At 72.7% G+C, this 14,313-nt stretch carries 14 protein-coding genes; 7 read left to right on the top strand and 7 right to left on the bottom strand.

Annotated features, from left to right (window positions below):
* Nucleotides 1-5: 5 nt before the first annotated feature.
* Nucleotides 6-1,100, top strand: a complete 1,095-nt coding sequence (locus AB0I72_RS08485; protein WP_358564431.1) for a winged helix DNA-binding domain-containing protein — start codon at nucleotides 6-8, stop codon at nucleotides 1,098-1,100.
* A gap of 80 nt (nucleotides 1,101-1,180) precedes the next feature.
* On the opposite strand, the gene AB0I72_RS08480 is transcribed toward AB0I72_RS08485, so the two are convergent.
* Nucleotides 1,181-1,333 carry a hypothetical protein gene (locus tag AB0I72_RS08480; RefSeq protein WP_358564429.1) on the bottom strand — a complete coding sequence of 51 codons (153 nt, stop codon included), beginning with the start codon at nucleotides 1,331-1,333 and terminating at the stop codon, nucleotides 1,181-1,183.
* Between the two features lie 481 nt (nucleotides 1,334-1,814).
* On the opposite strand from AB0I72_RS08480, the gene AB0I72_RS08475 reads away from it, so the two are divergent.
* Nucleotides 1,815-2,477, top strand: coding sequence for a GNAT family N-acetyltransferase (locus AB0I72_RS08475; RefSeq protein WP_358564427.1), 663 nt, complete (start codon nucleotides 1,815-1,817; stop codon nucleotides 2,475-2,477).
* Nucleotides 2,478-2,507: 30 nt separating this feature from the next.
* On the opposite strand, the gene AB0I72_RS08470 is transcribed toward AB0I72_RS08475, so the two are convergent.
* Nucleotides 2,508-4,820, bottom strand: a complete 2,313-nt coding sequence (locus tag AB0I72_RS08470) for an excinuclease ABC subunit UvrA (RefSeq protein ID WP_358564425.1) — start codon at nucleotides 4,818-4,820, stop codon at nucleotides 2,508-2,510.
* Between the two features lie 176 nt (nucleotides 4,821-4,996).
* Between AB0I72_RS08470 and AB0I72_RS08465 the strand changes: the two genes are divergently transcribed.
* Nucleotides 4,997-5,812 carry a TetR/AcrR family transcriptional regulator gene (locus tag AB0I72_RS08465; RefSeq protein WP_358564608.1) on the top strand — a complete coding sequence of 272 codons (816 nt, stop codon included), beginning with the start codon at nucleotides 4,997-4,999 and terminating at the stop codon, nucleotides 5,810-5,812.
* A 61-nt stretch (nucleotides 5,813-5,873) separates the two neighbouring features.
* Here the strand turns inward: AB0I72_RS08465 and AB0I72_RS08460 are convergent, their stop codons facing one another.
* Nucleotides 5,874-6,485: a LysE family translocator gene (locus AB0I72_RS08460; RefSeq protein WP_358564424.1), complete on the bottom strand. Its 612-nt coding sequence runs from the start codon at nucleotides 6,483-6,485 to the stop codon at nucleotides 5,874-5,876.
* Between the two features lie 96 nt (nucleotides 6,486-6,581).
* Here AB0I72_RS08460 and AB0I72_RS08455 point away from each other — a divergent pair, with 96 nt between their 5' ends.
* Complete coding sequence (locus AB0I72_RS08455; RefSeq protein ID WP_358564422.1) at nucleotides 6,582-8,072, top strand: PLP-dependent aminotransferase family protein; 1,491 nt, start codon at nucleotides 6,582-6,584, stop codon at nucleotides 8,070-8,072.
* A 131-nt stretch (nucleotides 8,073-8,203) separates the two neighbouring features.
* Here the strand turns inward: AB0I72_RS08455 and AB0I72_RS08450 are convergent, their stop codons facing one another.
* Complete coding sequence (locus AB0I72_RS08450) at nucleotides 8,204-8,767, bottom strand: XRE family transcriptional regulator (RefSeq protein ID WP_358564420.1); 564 nt, start codon at nucleotides 8,765-8,767, stop codon at nucleotides 8,204-8,206.
* Nucleotides 8,768-8,806: 39 nt separating this feature from the next.
* Here AB0I72_RS08450 and AB0I72_RS08445 point away from each other — a divergent pair, with 39 nt between their 5' ends.
* On the top strand, nucleotides 8,807-9,322 hold the full coding sequence (locus AB0I72_RS08445) for an N-acetyltransferase family protein (RefSeq protein ID WP_358564418.1): 516 nt from the start codon (nucleotides 8,807-8,809) through the stop codon (nucleotides 9,320-9,322).
* A 26-nt stretch (nucleotides 9,323-9,348) separates the two neighbouring features.
* Here the strand turns inward: AB0I72_RS08445 and AB0I72_RS08440 are convergent, their stop codons facing one another.
* Nucleotides 9,349-10,365 (bottom strand): EamA family transporter, encoded by a 1,017-nt coding sequence (locus AB0I72_RS08440; RefSeq protein WP_358564416.1) that lies wholly within the window; start codon nucleotides 10,363-10,365, stop codon nucleotides 9,349-9,351.
* Between the two features lie 176 nt (nucleotides 10,366-10,541).
* Here AB0I72_RS08440 and thrS point away from each other — a divergent pair, with 176 nt between their 5' ends.
* Nucleotides 10,542-11,789: a threonine--tRNA ligase gene (gene thrS, locus AB0I72_RS08435; protein WP_358564414.1), complete on the top strand. Its 1,248-nt coding sequence runs from the start codon at nucleotides 10,542-10,544 to the stop codon at nucleotides 11,787-11,789.
* Between the two features lie 23 nt (nucleotides 11,790-11,812).
* On the opposite strand, the gene AB0I72_RS08430 is transcribed toward thrS, so the two are convergent.
* A complete protein-coding gene (locus AB0I72_RS08430; RefSeq protein ID WP_358564412.1) occupies nucleotides 11,813-13,063 on the bottom strand; it encodes an erythromycin esterase family protein in 1,251 nt (416 codons plus the stop codon).
* A 117-nt stretch (nucleotides 13,064-13,180) separates the two neighbouring features.
* On the opposite strand from AB0I72_RS08430, the gene AB0I72_RS08425 reads away from it, so the two are divergent.
* Entirely contained in the window at nucleotides 13,181-13,900 is a 720-nt protein-coding gene (locus AB0I72_RS08425; protein ID WP_358564410.1) for a MerR family DNA-binding transcriptional regulator, read from the top strand.
* Here the strand turns inward: AB0I72_RS08425 and AB0I72_RS08420 are convergent.
* Nucleotides 13,864-14,274 (bottom strand): DUF2784 domain-containing protein, encoded by a 411-nt coding sequence (locus AB0I72_RS08420; RefSeq protein ID WP_358564408.1) that lies wholly within the window; start codon nucleotides 14,272-14,274, stop codon nucleotides 13,864-13,866. The two genes, AB0I72_RS08425 and AB0I72_RS08420, sit on opposite strands and share 37 nt — an antisense overlap.
* Nucleotides 14,275-14,313 lie beyond the last annotated feature (39 nt).

Raw genomic sequence — 14,313 nt, 5'->3', positions numbered from 1 at the left:
ACGCCATGACTGTCCTCGACAGCCGCGCCCTCAACCGCGCCACCCTGGCCCGCCAGCATCTGCTCACGCGCAGCGACACCTCCGCGCCCGAGGCGGTGGCCCACCTGTGCGGCCTGCAGGCGCAAGAGCCCCAGGAACCGTTCATCGGGCTGTGGTCCCGCCTGACCGACTTCAAGCCCGAGCAACTGGACGATGCGCTGACCGGCCGCACCGTGGTGCGCACCCACCTGATGCGCCGCACTGTCCACCTCGTCACGTCCGACGACGCGCTCGCCTGGCGAGCCCGCCACGACACCATGCTGCGCCAGCGAGTGCTGGGCACCTACCCGCGTGAACTGGCCGGCATCGACCTGGACGAGGTCGCCGCGGCCGGCCGCGCGGTCATGGCAGACCAGCAGCCCCGCACCATGAGCGAGCTCGTACAAGCCCTCGAAGACCGCTGGCCCGGCCCACCACGCCGTGTCCTGGGCGAGCTGCTCGTCGCAGCCCTCATCCCCATGGCCCAACTCCCGCCCCGCGGCCTCTGGCAGCAGACCGCCGGCGTACGCAACCTGCCGTTGGCCACCTGGCTGGGACGGGACAGCGACCCCTTGCCCACCGCCGACAGCGATCCGGTCGGGCAGCAGCTGTTGCGCCGCTACCTCGCCGCCTACGGGCCCGCCGCCAGCGCGGACCTGCGCGCCTGGTGCGGCCTCGCCGGACTTCCCGCCGCCGTCAAAGCCGCCCGAGAAGAACTCGTCGTCTTCCGCGACGAACGCGGCCGCGAACTACTCGATCTGCCCGACGCACCTCGCCCCCACCCCGACACCCCGGCCCCCGTCCGGTTCCTGCCGGCCTTCGACAATGCCGTCCTCGGCTACCACGACCGCAGCCGCATCATCGACGCCCCCCACCTCGGTCTGTCCGTCGCAGGCCACCGCATCGTCCTCGTTGACGGACGCGTCACCGCCACCTGGACCGTGCGCGACCACCAACTCCACATCAGCTCCCTGCGCCCCCTCACTGCCCTGGAACAGGAAGCCGTTCACACCGAAGCCCAGGACCTGACCACCTTCCTGGACAACGACATCGAGCACATCCAACTCGGCACCGAAAACTGACGATCACCCACTCGGGGGTCGAGACTGGCAGGAGTCGTTGATCGGGTGATCCGTATTCTCCGTGGTTCTCCCAGCTCCGGTCACTTCGCGTGGTCGCTGGGGGCGTAGCGGTTCCAGGTCCCTCCCGCCTGGACAACCGCTCGTGTGGTGGTCTTGTCGTGGAACCCCAGGGCCCGGGCGATGACCGGAGCGGGGGCTTGGAGCACGAGTTGGCGCAGCGCGAAGGTGCGCACCGCTGTTCCGGGTATGCCGATGTCGCGGATGGGTGCATGGGGCGTCCGGCCCGCAGTCAGGGAAAGAGCCAGGGCGCGTCCGGGTTGGTGGTGGCCCCGCCGAAGGGCGGCCGAGATCGTCCAGGAGGCGTTCGAGGGAAGCACGCACCTCGGAGTGCACCCGCACCGTGCCCTTGCGCGCCGACAACCGGATGTCGGCCACGTCCAGGGCGACGATCTCGGCCACCCTCAGGCCCGCGTAGTAGGCCAGGTGGCAGATCACCCGGCCCCGCACCGAGGCGTCCCGCGCCACCAGGCGCAGGAACCGCAGCTTGGCCCGGCCATCCAACACACGCGGGGCACTGGGACGGGCCAGGTGCTCGCGGACCACGTCCGGCCGCCCCGAACCGCGCAGGGAGAAGAAGGCGTCGAGTGCGGCCAGGCGGTCGTTGATCGTGGCCGCCGACAGGCGAGCGCCCGTGCGGGTGCGGGTGTTCTTCAAATGGCGCCGGTAGTCGCGCACCGCCCAGTCCCGCGCGGCCGCATCCGCCCCACCCGCCCCGACGAGCTGCCCCGGGCCGCCGAACCGCTCGCCGGCGTGGGCACCGACATCACCGAGGACCTGCACGCCGCCGCAGGGAAAGCCGACACCTCCCTGCTACTGCACGAGTGCCTGACCCAGCGCGACAACGAGAGCGCGATGCGCGCGGCGACCGGCACCCTCAACGGCAGCCAGACCGACCCGCTCGCGCGCCTGTCCGCACTGCTGGTGGCCACCGACCGTGACGAACGGGCCGTCGGCTACGCCCTGACCATCCCACCGAGCCGGTTCCTGGCCCAGGTGCGCCAGGCCAATGAGGTCCAGGGCCTGGCCTTGACGCTGGTCATCACCAAGCTCAAAGGACTGGCGGTGGACCCTGCCCACCGCGGTCGGGGTATCGGCGCGGCGCTGGTCAAACGCAGCGTCCAGGTGTACGAGCAGAGCGGCTTCCACGTGATGTACGGGCAGTCCACCGCCGACCGCGACCTGGAACCGTTCTACCGCCGCCAGCGCTTCACCGTGCTGGACCTGGGCGAACCGCTGCGCCTGGAGCCGCTGCTCGCCCTGCCCGCGTCGATCGCCTCCGAGGGCGAAGAGCGGTTCTTCCACCGGCTGCTGGGCTGAGCGCACGAGTAGCCTCGGGGTCGCCGTCGACTACTGACAGCTACTTTGCGGCTCGCCGTAGCTTCGGGAGGACTGGGCCAGGTAGGCGCGCAGGTGCCGGGCGGTGAGGGTGTCGGCCTCGGCGACCATACGCTCGGGGGCGCCCTCGAACACGACCCGACCGCCGTCGTGCCCGGCTCCCGGCCCCAGGTCCACGATGTGGTCGGCGTGCGCCATGACCGCCTGGTGGTGCTCGATCACCACCACCGTTCCGCCGTCGTCGACCAGCTGGTCCAGCAGGGCCAGCAGCCGGTCCACGTCGGCCGGGTGCAGCCCGCTGGTGGGCTCGTCCAGCACGTACACGGCCGCCTCGCGGGCCATGTTCACCGCCAGCCGCAGCCGCTGGCGCTCACCGCCCGACAGCGTCGTCAGCGGCTGCCCCAGCCCCAGGTAGCCCAGGCCCACGTCGTGCATCCGCCGCAGGATCGCGCTGGCCTGGCCGGTGGTGAAGAAGTCGCGCGCCTGCTCCACGGACATCGCCAGCACCTCGCTGATGTTCCTCCCACGCAGCGTGTGGGTGAGCACCTCGGGCCGGAACCGGGTGCCCTCGCACTGTTCGCAGGTGGAGGCCACGCCCGCCATCATCGCCAGGTCGGTGTAGATCACCCCGGCGCCCTTGCACTCGGGGCAGGCGCCCTCGGAGTTGGCGCTGAACAGCGAGGCCCTGACCTTGTTGGCGCGGGCGAAGGCGGTGCGGATCGGGTCGAGCAGCCCGGTGTAGGTGGCCGGGTTGGACCGCCGCGATCCGCGGATCGGCGACTGGTCGACCACGACCACGCCGTCGCGGCCGGGCAGGGAGCCGTGGATGAGCGAGCTCTTGCCGGACCCCGCCACCCCGGTGACGGCGGTGAGCACCCCGAGCGGGATGTCGACGTCGACGTCCTTGAGGTTGTGGCTGCTGGCCCCGGTGATGGGGATGACGCCGGTGGGCGTGCGGACCTTCTCGCGCAGGGTGGCCCTGTGGTCGAGGTGGCGGCCGGTGAGGGTCTGCGAGGCGCGCAGCCCGACCACGTCGCCGGTGTAGGTGATGCGACCGCCGTCGGGCCCGGCGCCGGGGCCGAGGTCGACGACGTGGTCGGCGATGGCGACGGTCTCGGGCTTGTGCTCGACCACCAGCACGGTGTTGCCCTTGTCGCGCAGGCCGAGCAGGAGGCGGTTCATCCGTTCGATGTCGTGAGGGTGCAGGCCGACGGTGGGCTCGTCGAAGACGTAGGTGACGTCGCTCAGGCTCGACCCCAGGTGGCGCACCATCTTCACCCGCTGGGCCTCGCCGCCGGACAGGGTGCCCGACTCCCGGTCCAGGCTCAGGTAGCCCAGGCCCACCTCGACCAGGGAGTCCAGGGTGTGGGCGAGGTTGTCGACCAGGGGCTTGACGGAGGGGTCGTCGACGGTGCGCACGAACGCGGCCAGGTCGTCGATCTGCATGGCCGCGCACTCGGCGATGGTGCGGCCCTGGACCCTCACGGACCGGGCCCGGGCGTTGAGGCGGGCGCCGTCGCACCCGGGGCAGGCGGAGTAGGTCACCGCCCGGTCCGCGAACGCGCGGATGTGCGGCTGCATGGACTCGCGGTCCTTGGACAGGTAGGTGCGCCGGACCTTGACCAGCAGCCCCTCGTAGGTGAAGGAGTTGCCCTCGCGTTTGACGCGGGTGGCGGGGGTGTGCAGGAAGGTCTCCCACTGCTCGGGCGTGAAGTCGCGCAGCCGCGTGTCGGGGTCGACCATCCCGGAGCGGGCCATCGTCTGCCAGTACCAGTTGCCGACCGCGAACCCGGGCACGGTGATGGCGCCCTCGTTCAGGGACAGGTTCCGGTCCACCAGCTCCTCGACGTCGACCCGGTGGGTGCGGCCCAGACCCTCGCAGTCGGGGCACATGCCCTCGGCGTTGTTGAAACTGAAGGCGCTGGAGGGCTCCAGGCGCGGGGTGCCCGCCCGGCTGAACACGATCCGCAGCATGGCGGCGGCGTCGGTGGCGGTGCCGACGGTGGAGCGGGAGTTGGCGCCCATGCGCTCCTGGTCGACGATGATCGCCGCGCTCAGGTTGCGCAGGGTGTCCACGTCGGGGCGGCCCGGACTCGGCATGAACGACTGCACGAACGTGGCGTAGGTCTCGTTGATCAGGCGTTGCGACTCGGCGGCGATGGTGCCGAACACCAGGGAGGACTTCCCCGATCCGGACACACCGGTGAAGACGCTCAGTCTGCGTTTGGGGACGTCCACCGACACGTCGTCGAGGTTGTTCTCCCTGGCCCCTCTGACCTGGATGGTGTCGTGGGTGTCCGCGATGGCGACGGGTTCGGATCGCACGGTCGTCCTCACACATCCTTAGGGTGTAAACCGATGAATGGCGACCGCCAGTTTACGCCCTAAGGAGACATGGTCGAACACAATCGGGAAGAACCCGGACCGGATCCCTCGGATGAACTCCTTATGCGGTAAAGTACTGACCCTGGGTGAACTCCGACACCGAGAGGGGACAGCCGATGGTCGTCTACGCCGGGCAGGGGGACGCACGCCGCTCCATGGCACTGCTGTGGCGGCACGGCGCCGAACCGACCGAACACCCCACCCCCGGCCCCAAACCCGAACTGAGCGTGGACCTGGTCGTGGACACGGCCGTCGCCGTCGCCGACGAGGACGGCATGGCGGCGCTGTCCATGCGCGCGGTGGGCGAGCGGCTCGGCCGATCGGCGATGTCGCTGTACACCTACGTGGCCAGCAAGAACGAACTCGTCGACCTGATGTACGACCACGCCTTCGCCGAACTGGCCGACGCCGTCGAACGGGAGACCGACCAGCCCTGGCGGGCGGCCACCACCGCCTGGGCCGAGCACCTGTGGCGGTTCAGCCTCCGCCACCCCTGGACCCTGCAGGTCTCCCACGCCCGCCCCGTCCTGGGCCCCCACGAGTACCGGGTCTTCGAGTCCCTGGCCCTGGTCCTGCACCGGGCCGGACTCGGCCCCAGCGACATCCGCAACGCCTTCGGCAGCCTGTTCAACCTGGTGCGCGGACTGGTGCGCACCAGCGCCGAGGCGCGCCAGGCCCAGGCCGCCACCGGCATGGCCGAGGACGAGTGGTGGTACGCCCGGTCGTCGCAACTGGAGGAGGTCGCCCCGGACTTCGACACCCGCTTCCCCACCCTGACGGCCATGGCCCGGGACGGGGCCTTCGCCAACGACGACGAGGACGAGCCCTACCTGGAACAGGAGGCCTGGCAGACGCTGCGGTTCGGGCTGGAGGCGCTGCTGGACGGCATCGAACGCCGCCTCGCCCCCACCGGCCACACCCGACGGGACTGACCCCGTCCCCGAACCCGCGGCCCCGCCCCGCCCGCGCCGACGGACCACGACCGGCCGGACCTCACGGCTGGGCCAACGCCAACCGCACCCCCAGCACGGCGAAGGCGCCCGCGAAGGCGCGCCGCGACCAGGCCAGCACCCGCTCGTCGCCGACCACACGGTCGCGCACCAACGCCGAGAACCGCCCGTACCCCACGAACACCGCGAACGTCAGCAGCATGAACACCCCGCCCAGCATCAGCATCCGCGCCGTGGGGTCGGCCTCCCCCGGCCCCACGAACTGCGGCAGGAACGCCAGGAAGAAGACGGTCAGCTTGGGGTTGAGCAGGTTGATCAGGATGCCCTGGACGACGACCCGCGTCCCCGACCGGGGCGAGGCCTCGCTCTGCACGGTCAACGGACCCCGGTCGCGCAACGTGCTCCAAGCCATGAACAACAGGTAGGCGACCCCCGCGTACTTCAGGACCTGGAACGCGGTCGCGCTCGCGTGCAGCAGCGCCGCCAGACCCGTCACCGCGGCGAGCACGTGCGGAACGATCGCCAACGTGCACCCGAACGCTGCCAGCAACGCCGCACGCGTCCCACGCGAGAGCCCCGCCCCCACCGTGTACAACGCCCCGCTCCCCGGAACGAGGACCACGACCAGCGCGGTCACCAGGAACTCCACGCTCATGACCGCCCCTCCCCCCGACCAGGAACGGACACGGACCAACGTCGGGATATCGGCGTGACTGTGTGCATGAGCCCACCCTCCCGCCACAATGGTCCCGTGAACAGGTCCAATCACACCCAGCACGACAGGTCCATAACGGCCGGGGCCGACTTCCTCCACCTCGACGCCGCCGACGCCCCGCCCGGCGGCGTCACCGACTGGCTCACCGACCAGATCCGCACCGCCATCACCGTCGGCGACCTGCCCCGGGGCAGCCTCCTGCCCTCCACCCGCACCCTCGCCGCCGACCTGGGCGTCTCCCGCGGCGTGGTCACCGAGGCCTACCGGCGCCTGGCCGAGGACGGCCACGTCCGCGGCCGAGGCAGGGCCGGAACCGTCGTCATGACCGACACACCGACCCCGCTCACCACCCACCGCCACCCGACCCCCGAGGCTCCCGACCCCCGCACAGTCTTCGCCCCCGCCCCGGGACCGCAGGTGTTCGACCAGCTGCGCCAGGCCCACGCCCCCATCGACCTGTCCCCCGGCGTACCCGACCTCGCCGCCTTCCCCCGCGCCGCGTGGCTACGCGCCGAACGCGCCGTCCTCACCGACACCAGCGCCTCCGCACTCGGCTACGGCGACCCGCGCGGCACCCCGGCGCTGCGCTCGGCCGTCGCCGACTGGCTGACCCGCACCCGGGGCATCCGCGCCCACCCCGACCAGGTCGTCATCGTCGCGGGCACCGCCCAGGCGCTCGGCCTCATCGCCCGCGTCCTGCGCGACCAGGGCGTCGACGCCGTCGCCGTGGAGGACCCCGGCTCCCTGGGCATACGCCAACACCTCGACCACTCCGGGATGCGCACCCCACCCGTGCCCGTCGACGAGGACGGCCTCGACGTCGACGCCCTGCGCACCACCGGCGCCCGCGCCGTCCTGGCCACCCCCGCCCACCAGTTCCCCACCGGGGTGGTGCTCAGCGGGGACCGCCGCCGCGCCCTGGCCCACTGGGCGCGGGAGGGCGGCCTGGTCATCGAGGACGACTACGACGCCGAACACCGCTACGACCGGCCGCCGGTCCCGGCACTGGCCGCCACGGCCCCCGACCGGGTCTGCTACAACGGCAGCGTCTCCAAACTGCTGGCCCCCGCACTGCGCCTGGGCTGGATGGTGGGCCCGCCCCGCTGGCACGACGCCCTGGTCGAGGCCAAACGCTTCAGCGACCTGGGCAACGCCACCCTGCCGCAACTCACGCTGGCCCACCTGATGGCCTCGGGGGCGCTCGAACGCCACCTGCGCGTCCTGCGCGCACGCCACCGCCGCCGCAGGGACACGATGATCGACGCCCTGCGCGCCCACGTGCCCCGAGCACGCGTGCACGGCGCCGCCGCCGGCCTGCACCTGACGGTCACCCTCGACCTCCCCGTCACCGACACCCACCTGGCGGCCGCCGCCCTGGAGCGCGGTGTCAAGACCCACCCGCTGTCCTGGCACCGCCAGCGACCGGGCCCCGCCGGGCTGGTCCTGGGGTACGCCGGACGGCCCGCGACGGCCATCCGCGAGGGGGTGGCCGCCCTGGGCGCGCTCGTCGACGACCTCACCCGTTGACGACCTCGACGGTGGACGCGGCCCGCCCCCGGCGGTCCCGCCGACACCCGCCGAAGGACCCACGGGCCCGGCCTCCGACGCCCGGGCGGGGCCGCACGCCACCGCGCCGACCCCTCCAGCCGACCGACCGGTCAGGGGTGGCGGCGGGTGATCGCCACCAGGTACCGGCAGTCCGCGTCGGTCCGGTTGCGGTAGACGCACGGCGCCGGCGCACCGAGTTCGAGGCAGTCGCCGGTCTCCAGCGTGTGCTCGACCGAGCCCTCGCAGAAGGCGAGGGTGCCCCGCAGCACCCAGATCTGGTGGTGGCGCAGCGCGTAGACGTCGGCGGGGTAGGCCACCCGCGCGCCCGGCGGCAGCTCGACCTCGACCAGCTCCATCGCCCCACCCGAGCGCGGGGACAGCGCACGCCGCCGGTAGCCGGTCGCGGGGTCGGTCCACACCGGCTGGTCGGCGGCGCGGGCCAACCGGCGGTCCTCGTGTTCGGCGCGCGCGATGAGCTCGGACAGCGTGATCCCCAGCGCGGCCGACAGCCGCCCGAGCAGCACGGCCGTGGGCTGCACGTCCCCGCGTTCGATCCGGCTGATCATCCCCCGGGACACCCCCGCCCGTTCGGCCAGGGCGGCACCCGTCAGTCCGCGGGCGGTGCGCAACTCGCGCAGGGTCTCGGCGAGGGCGGAGCCCAGTGGATCACTCATAGGTTCACCATAATGCACACATCATTTACCATAATGAACATGAGTGCCGTCACCACCCACATCCGCGACGCCACCCCGGCCGACGCCGAGGCCTGCGCCGCCATCTACGCGCCCTACACCACCGACACCGCCATCACCTTCGAACTCACACCACCCGACCCCCAGGAGATGGCCGCACGGATCACCGCGGCCCAACGCCACCACGCCTGGCTCGTCCTGGAGGAGGACGACCACCTCGTCGGCTACGCCTACGCCGGCCCCTTCCGCAGCCGCGCCGCCTACGCCTGGTCGTGCGAGGTCAGCGTCTACCTCGACCGCGACCGCCGCGGCGCCGGGCACGGCCGCGCCCTCTACCGGGCCCTCCTGCCCGCCCTGGCCGCACGCGGCATGCGCACCGCCGTGGCCTGCATGACCCTGCCCAACGAACCCAGCCTCGCCCTGCACCGCGCCCTGGGCTTCACCCCCGTCGGCACCATGCACCGCGTCGGCTACAAACACGACACCTGGCACGACGTCGCCTGGGCCGAACGCGACCTCACCACCCTCACGCCCTGACGGCCGACCCTGCCCCGCACCAGCGGTCAGCGCCCCTCCGGCACGGGCTCGGACTCGGCCACACCGTCGCCGCCCTCCTCCGGCGACGCCTCCACCTCGGGGGACACCGCCCGCACCACCTCCGGCGCGTCCGCCGACTCCGACGGCACCGCCGTCTGCGTCACATACGCCCCCACCACGATGACCACCGCGCCCGCCGTCTGCACCAGGTTCAACGACTCCCCCAACAACACCCACGCCAACGCGATGGCCGTCACCACCTCCAGGTAGGCCACACCCCCCGCCACCTGCGGCGACAACCGCCGGATCGCCCCCACCCCCATCGCGTACGCCACCGCCGTGCTCACCACCGCCAACCACACCGCCAGCACCCACCCCGACACCGTCACCCCGCCCAGCGGCAACCCGTCGGCCAACGTCCCCCACGCAAGCGCCCACGGCCGCGCCAGAGGAGCCAACACCACCGTCGCGACCAACGCACCGAACGCGATCACCGCCAAAGGGTCGGCGTCCCCGCCCGTGGCGTCCGACAACAGGAAGAACCCCGCCTGCGCCGCCGCGGCGCCCAACGCCAACCCCACACCCACCGGGTCCAGGCGCATCCCCGCCCACACCTCCAGCAGCAACCCCAAACCGGCCACCGCCAACACCACACCCACCACCGCCGCCGGCGACACCCGCGTCCGACGCACCACCCGGAACCACACCAGCACCAGCACCGGCCCCAGGAACTCGATCAACAACGCCACACCCACCGGGATCCGCGCGACCGCGGCGAAGTACAACGCCTGCACCCCCGCCATCGGCACCACCCCGTACGCCAACACCAGCCACGGCCTACGCCGCGGCAACCGCCAGTGCGCGACCGCCACCGGAGACAACACCAGCGCCGCCCCCGCCACCCGCAACCACGTCACGTGCAGCGGATCCATCCCCGCATCCAACAACGGCCGCGCCGCCACCCCCGCCCCACCGAACGCCAGAGCCGCCGCCAGGGCGAACACCAACCCCGACGCACGATGACGCACAGGCCGCACGGACACGGGAACCTCCAGGAAGTGCAAGATCGGACCTGCGCAGAGGATAGGACCCGCCGCCTCGCATTCTGCTAGCGTGGCCCCATGCAGCGCGCCAACGTCACGACGACGCCGGAACCGGTCCCGGCGCGCTGACCACTGTCTGAACCAAGCCCCGGGGCGAGTGCCCCGGGGCTTCGCTCATGCGGTCACTCGCCCCCCAACGCGAGGAGACCGCCATGCACGACCACCGCACCCTCGGCCGCGAACTCGACCTGTTCGACACCGACCCCCTCATCGGCTCCGGCCTGCCCTACTGGCTCCCCGACGGCGCCACCGTCCGCCACACCCTGGAGGAGTACGTCCGCGACGTCGAACGACGCGCCGGCTACCACCACGTCTACTCACCCGTCCTGGGCAAACGCGAACTCTACGAGATCTCCGGCCACTGGACCCACTACAGCGACGACATGTTCCCGCCCATGGACGTGGGCTCCGACCAGGTCGTCCTGCGCCCCAGCCTGTGCCCCCACCACGCCCTCATCTTCCGCGCCCGCCCCCGCAGCCACCGCGACCTGCCCCTGCGCATCGCCGAACTCGGCGGCATGTACCGCTCCGAACTCTCCGGCGTCCTCGGCGGCCTCACCCGCGTCCGCTCCATCCACCTCAACGACGCCCACGTCTTCTGCACCCCCGACCAGGTCGCCGACGAAGCCACCGCCGCCCTCGACCTCATCCGCCGCGCCCACACCGCCATGGGCATCACCCCCGTACGCCACCGCCTGTCCCTGCCCGCCCCCGGCGGCAAGTACGTCGACGACCCCGACCTGTGGCGGCGCTCCACCGCCCTGCTCACCGAGGTCCTCGACCGCTCCGGACTGCCCTACGAGACCGCCGAGGGCGAGGCCGCCTTCTACGGCCCCAAGATCGACGTGCAGATCGCCGACCGCGCCGGACGCCAGACCACCCTGTCCACCGTCCAGGTCGACCTCCACCAGCCCCAACGGTTCGACCTGCACCACATCGGCCCCGACGGCGCCCGCCACCGGCCCGTCATGATCCACCGCAGCATCATCGGCAGCGTCGAACGGGCCGTGGCCCACCTCATCGAACAGCACGGCGGCGCCTTCCCCGCCTGGCTCGCCCCCACCCAGATCGCCGTCCTACCCGTGACCCCCGACCAGCACGACCACGCCCGCGCCCTCGTCCGACGCTGCGCCGACCTGGGCCTGCGCGCCCACCTGAGCGACGCCCGACGCGGCACCCTGGGCGCCCGGATCCGCCAGGCCCGCCTGGTCCCCTACCAGGCGGTGCTCGGCGCCCGCGAGGTCGGCGACGACCACCTCGCCCTGCGCCTGCGCGACGGCCGCCGCCTGGACCCCGCCCCCGCCGACCAGGTCCTCGCCCACGTCAAGGACCTGGTCGGCGCCCACCGCACCGACCTGTGGTGACCCACCCCTGACACCGCCCCCGGTCAACCCCGGCCGGGGGCGGCGTCCCCGACGAAGAGCACCCCGTCCACCCCGCCCAGGTCACCCGGGCCCAACGGGAAGTACGTGTGGTCGGCGTCGGCGCGCCGCGCGACCTGCTCACCCTCCAGGGCGGCCGCCAACCGGTCCGCCGGCCACAGCGCCCCCTCACCGGCGGCCCGGCCCAACACCCCCTGGAACGTGTCGGCGCCCGCCGCCCCCAACCCCGGGAAGGTCCCCGCGTCGGCGGCGATCACCGCGTACTCCCGCCCCAGGTCCACGGCGGCGATCGCCCCCGCGCACCACCACCCCAACTCCCTACCCGCCATGGTCATCGCACCCGCCCCGCGCCGCAGGTGCTGGTTGTGCGCGAACACCAGCGACGGGCCCCGATCACGCTCGACGCGCGCGACCGCCCGCAGGTTGTCCGCCATCATCGCGTCCCTGGCCGCCACCAGCCGCGCCATCCGCGTCGCGTCGTCCTCCTCCACCCGCGCCATGACCGCGTGGTACCGCAACAGGCCCCGCGCGGTACGCGCGAACAACCGCGCCCGCTCGAACGCCTCCCGCGAGGTCGCCGCCACCAGCCCCGGCGCCTCGGCCGACAGCACCCCCGCCAGGTCGTCCGCCACCACCCTCAACTCCCGCGCCCGCTCCGACGCCCCGACCGACCGGCGGGGGTCCGACATCGCGCCCGGCTCCGTCCACTCACCGTCCGCACCCGCCAACGCGTCGATCCGCTCCCACGCGTGCGGCACCGCCCCCAGGTGCTCCGACAGGTAACCGTGCAGACCGCCCAGCGCGGCCCGAGGACTCGACGCCCCCGTGATCTCCACCGGCCCGTCGAACCCGTGGAACCGGACCCGCTCGTCGGCGCCGCGCCCCGCGTTGTACCCGCGCAGCCACTGCACCAGCTCCCGGTTGGTGGCCAGGTCCCCGAACCCGTGGCTGAACCCGGCCGCCATCACCTCCTCCACGTCCCCGGTACCCGAGGCGACGTGGTCGTCCACCACCAGCCCCGCCAGGCAGTCGCTCTCCACGACCACCGACCGGAACCCCCACACCCGCACCAGATGCCGCAGCACCATGTTGCGCAACTCGCAGAACACCTCCACCCCGTGCGTGGGCTCCCCCAACCCCAGCAGCCGCGGTGGGCGGGGCCGGGCGGCGAGGAAGCCGTCCAACGCCTCCCCCAACCCCGCACCGCCATGGGTGAAACGCGCCCCCGACGCCCGCACGACAGACGGCACCGACATCACGAACCTCCAGACAGGCAACCCAACACCCTCGACCGTATCCTTGAAGAAACGGTGGAGACTTTTCCCACCAGCACCAGCCAACCCCGCGCCAAACCCTCAAACCTAAGGTCACCCATGCCGCACCGCGACCGGCTCCGCCCCGTCGACCTGGCCCGCGAACACGGCCTGTCCACCCAGGCCGTGCGCAACTACGAGGACGAGGGCATCCTGCCCACAGCGCCCCGCACCCCCCACGGATTCCGCCAGTACACACCCCTGCACGCCCAAGCCCTGCGCACCTTCCTCGCCTTGCGCGCCGGCCACGGCCACCAGGACGCCGCCGCGATCATGCGCGCCGCCAACACCGCCGACCACGACACCGCCCTGCGCCTGGTCGACGACGGCCACGCCCGCACCCAACGCGACCGCACCACCCTCGACCAGGTCGCCGCCGCCCTGCACGGACTGCTCACCGACGACCCGCCCACCCCCGCGCGCCCGCTCACCATCGGCGCCCTGGCCCACCAACTCCGCCTGCGCCCGGCCACCCTGCGCGCATGGGAGAAGGCCGGCATCGTCCACCCCGACCGCGACCCGACCACCGGCCACCGCCGCTACCCCTCCGACGCGGTCCGTGACGCCCACCTGGCCCACCAACTCCGCCGCGCGGGCCACCCCCTGCACCAGATCGCCGACGCCATCGCCCACGTCCGCGACGCCGGAGGGGTCGGCCCCCTCCACCAGGCCCTGGACGACTGGCGCGCCGCCCTCCACCAGCGCGCCCGGGCGATGCTCGCCGCCTCAGGCCACCTCGCCCGCTACCTCGACCTCACCGACCCGGCCGAGGCGCCCTGACCGGCCACCGCACACCCCCGGCGACGCCCACGGGCACGCCACAGCGCCCCCGCCCACGACACGGCGACGATCACCCCGACCACCACCCGCGAGGTCAGCACGTGCTCACGCGGATACAGCGTCCCCGTCAGGTAGTGGTCGAGGAACCCCGCCTCCATCACCGCACGGCCCGTCCGCACCCGCGACCAGTTCTCGATCTCGGTCAACGCACACGGCCAGTCCACGATCACGATCCCCAACGCGTAGACGGCCACCCCCAGGTGCACCCACCACACCCGGGGCCACCGCCAGGCCCAGAACCCACCCAGGACCACGAAGGACAAGAACGCGAAGTGCAGGGCCATCGCCGCATGGCCCACCAGGAGGGAGAACATGACCCGAACCTAGGAGCACGCCCCGGCCCGCCACATCGG

The sequence above is a fragment of the Nocardiopsis sp. NPDC049922 genome (genome assembly GCF_040660275.1).
Taxonomy (GTDB): domain Bacteria; phylum Actinomycetota; class Actinomycetes; order Streptosporangiales; family Streptosporangiaceae; genus Nocardiopsis.
This window is presented reverse-complemented; position numbering and strand designations above follow the sequence as displayed.

Excerpts from the sequence above, each read along its gene's own strand:
- AB0I72_RS08485 (WP_358564431.1), top strand. The coding sequence starts at position 6 with ATGACTGTCCTCGACAGCCGCGCCCTCAACCGCGCCACCCTGGCCCGC.
- AB0I72_RS08475 (WP_358564427.1), top strand. The coding sequence starts at position 1,815 with ATGGCGCCGGTAGTCGCGCACCGCCCAGTCCCGCGCGGCCGCATCCGC.
- AB0I72_RS08465 (WP_358564608.1), top strand. The coding sequence starts at position 4,997 with ATGGTCGTCTACGCCGGGCAGGGGGACGCACGCCGCTCCATGGCACTG.
- AB0I72_RS08460 (WP_358564424.1), bottom strand. The coding sequence starts at position 6,485 with ATGAGCGTGGAGTTCCTGGTGACCGCGCTGGTCGTGGTCCTCGTTCCG.
- AB0I72_RS08450 (WP_358564420.1), bottom strand. The coding sequence starts at position 8,767 with ATGAGTGATCCACTGGGCTCCGCCCTCGCCGAGACCCTGCGCGAGTTG.
- AB0I72_RS08445 (WP_358564418.1), top strand. The coding sequence starts at position 8,807 with ATGAGTGCCGTCACCACCCACATCCGCGACGCCACCCCGGCCGACGCC.
- thrS (WP_358564414.1), top strand. The coding sequence starts at position 10,542 with ATGCGGTCACTCGCCCCCCAACGCGAGGAGACCGCCATGCACGACCAC.
- AB0I72_RS08430 (WP_358564412.1), bottom strand. The coding sequence starts at position 13,063 with ATGTCGGTGCCGTCTGTCGTGCGGGCGTCGGGGGCGCGTTTCACCCAT.
- AB0I72_RS08425 (WP_358564410.1), top strand. The coding sequence starts at position 13,181 with ATGCCGCACCGCGACCGGCTCCGCCCCGTCGACCTGGCCCGCGAACAC.
- AB0I72_RS08420 (WP_358564408.1), bottom strand. The coding sequence starts at position 14,274 with ATGTTCTCCCTCCTGGTGGGCCATGCGGCGATGGCCCTGCACTTCGCG.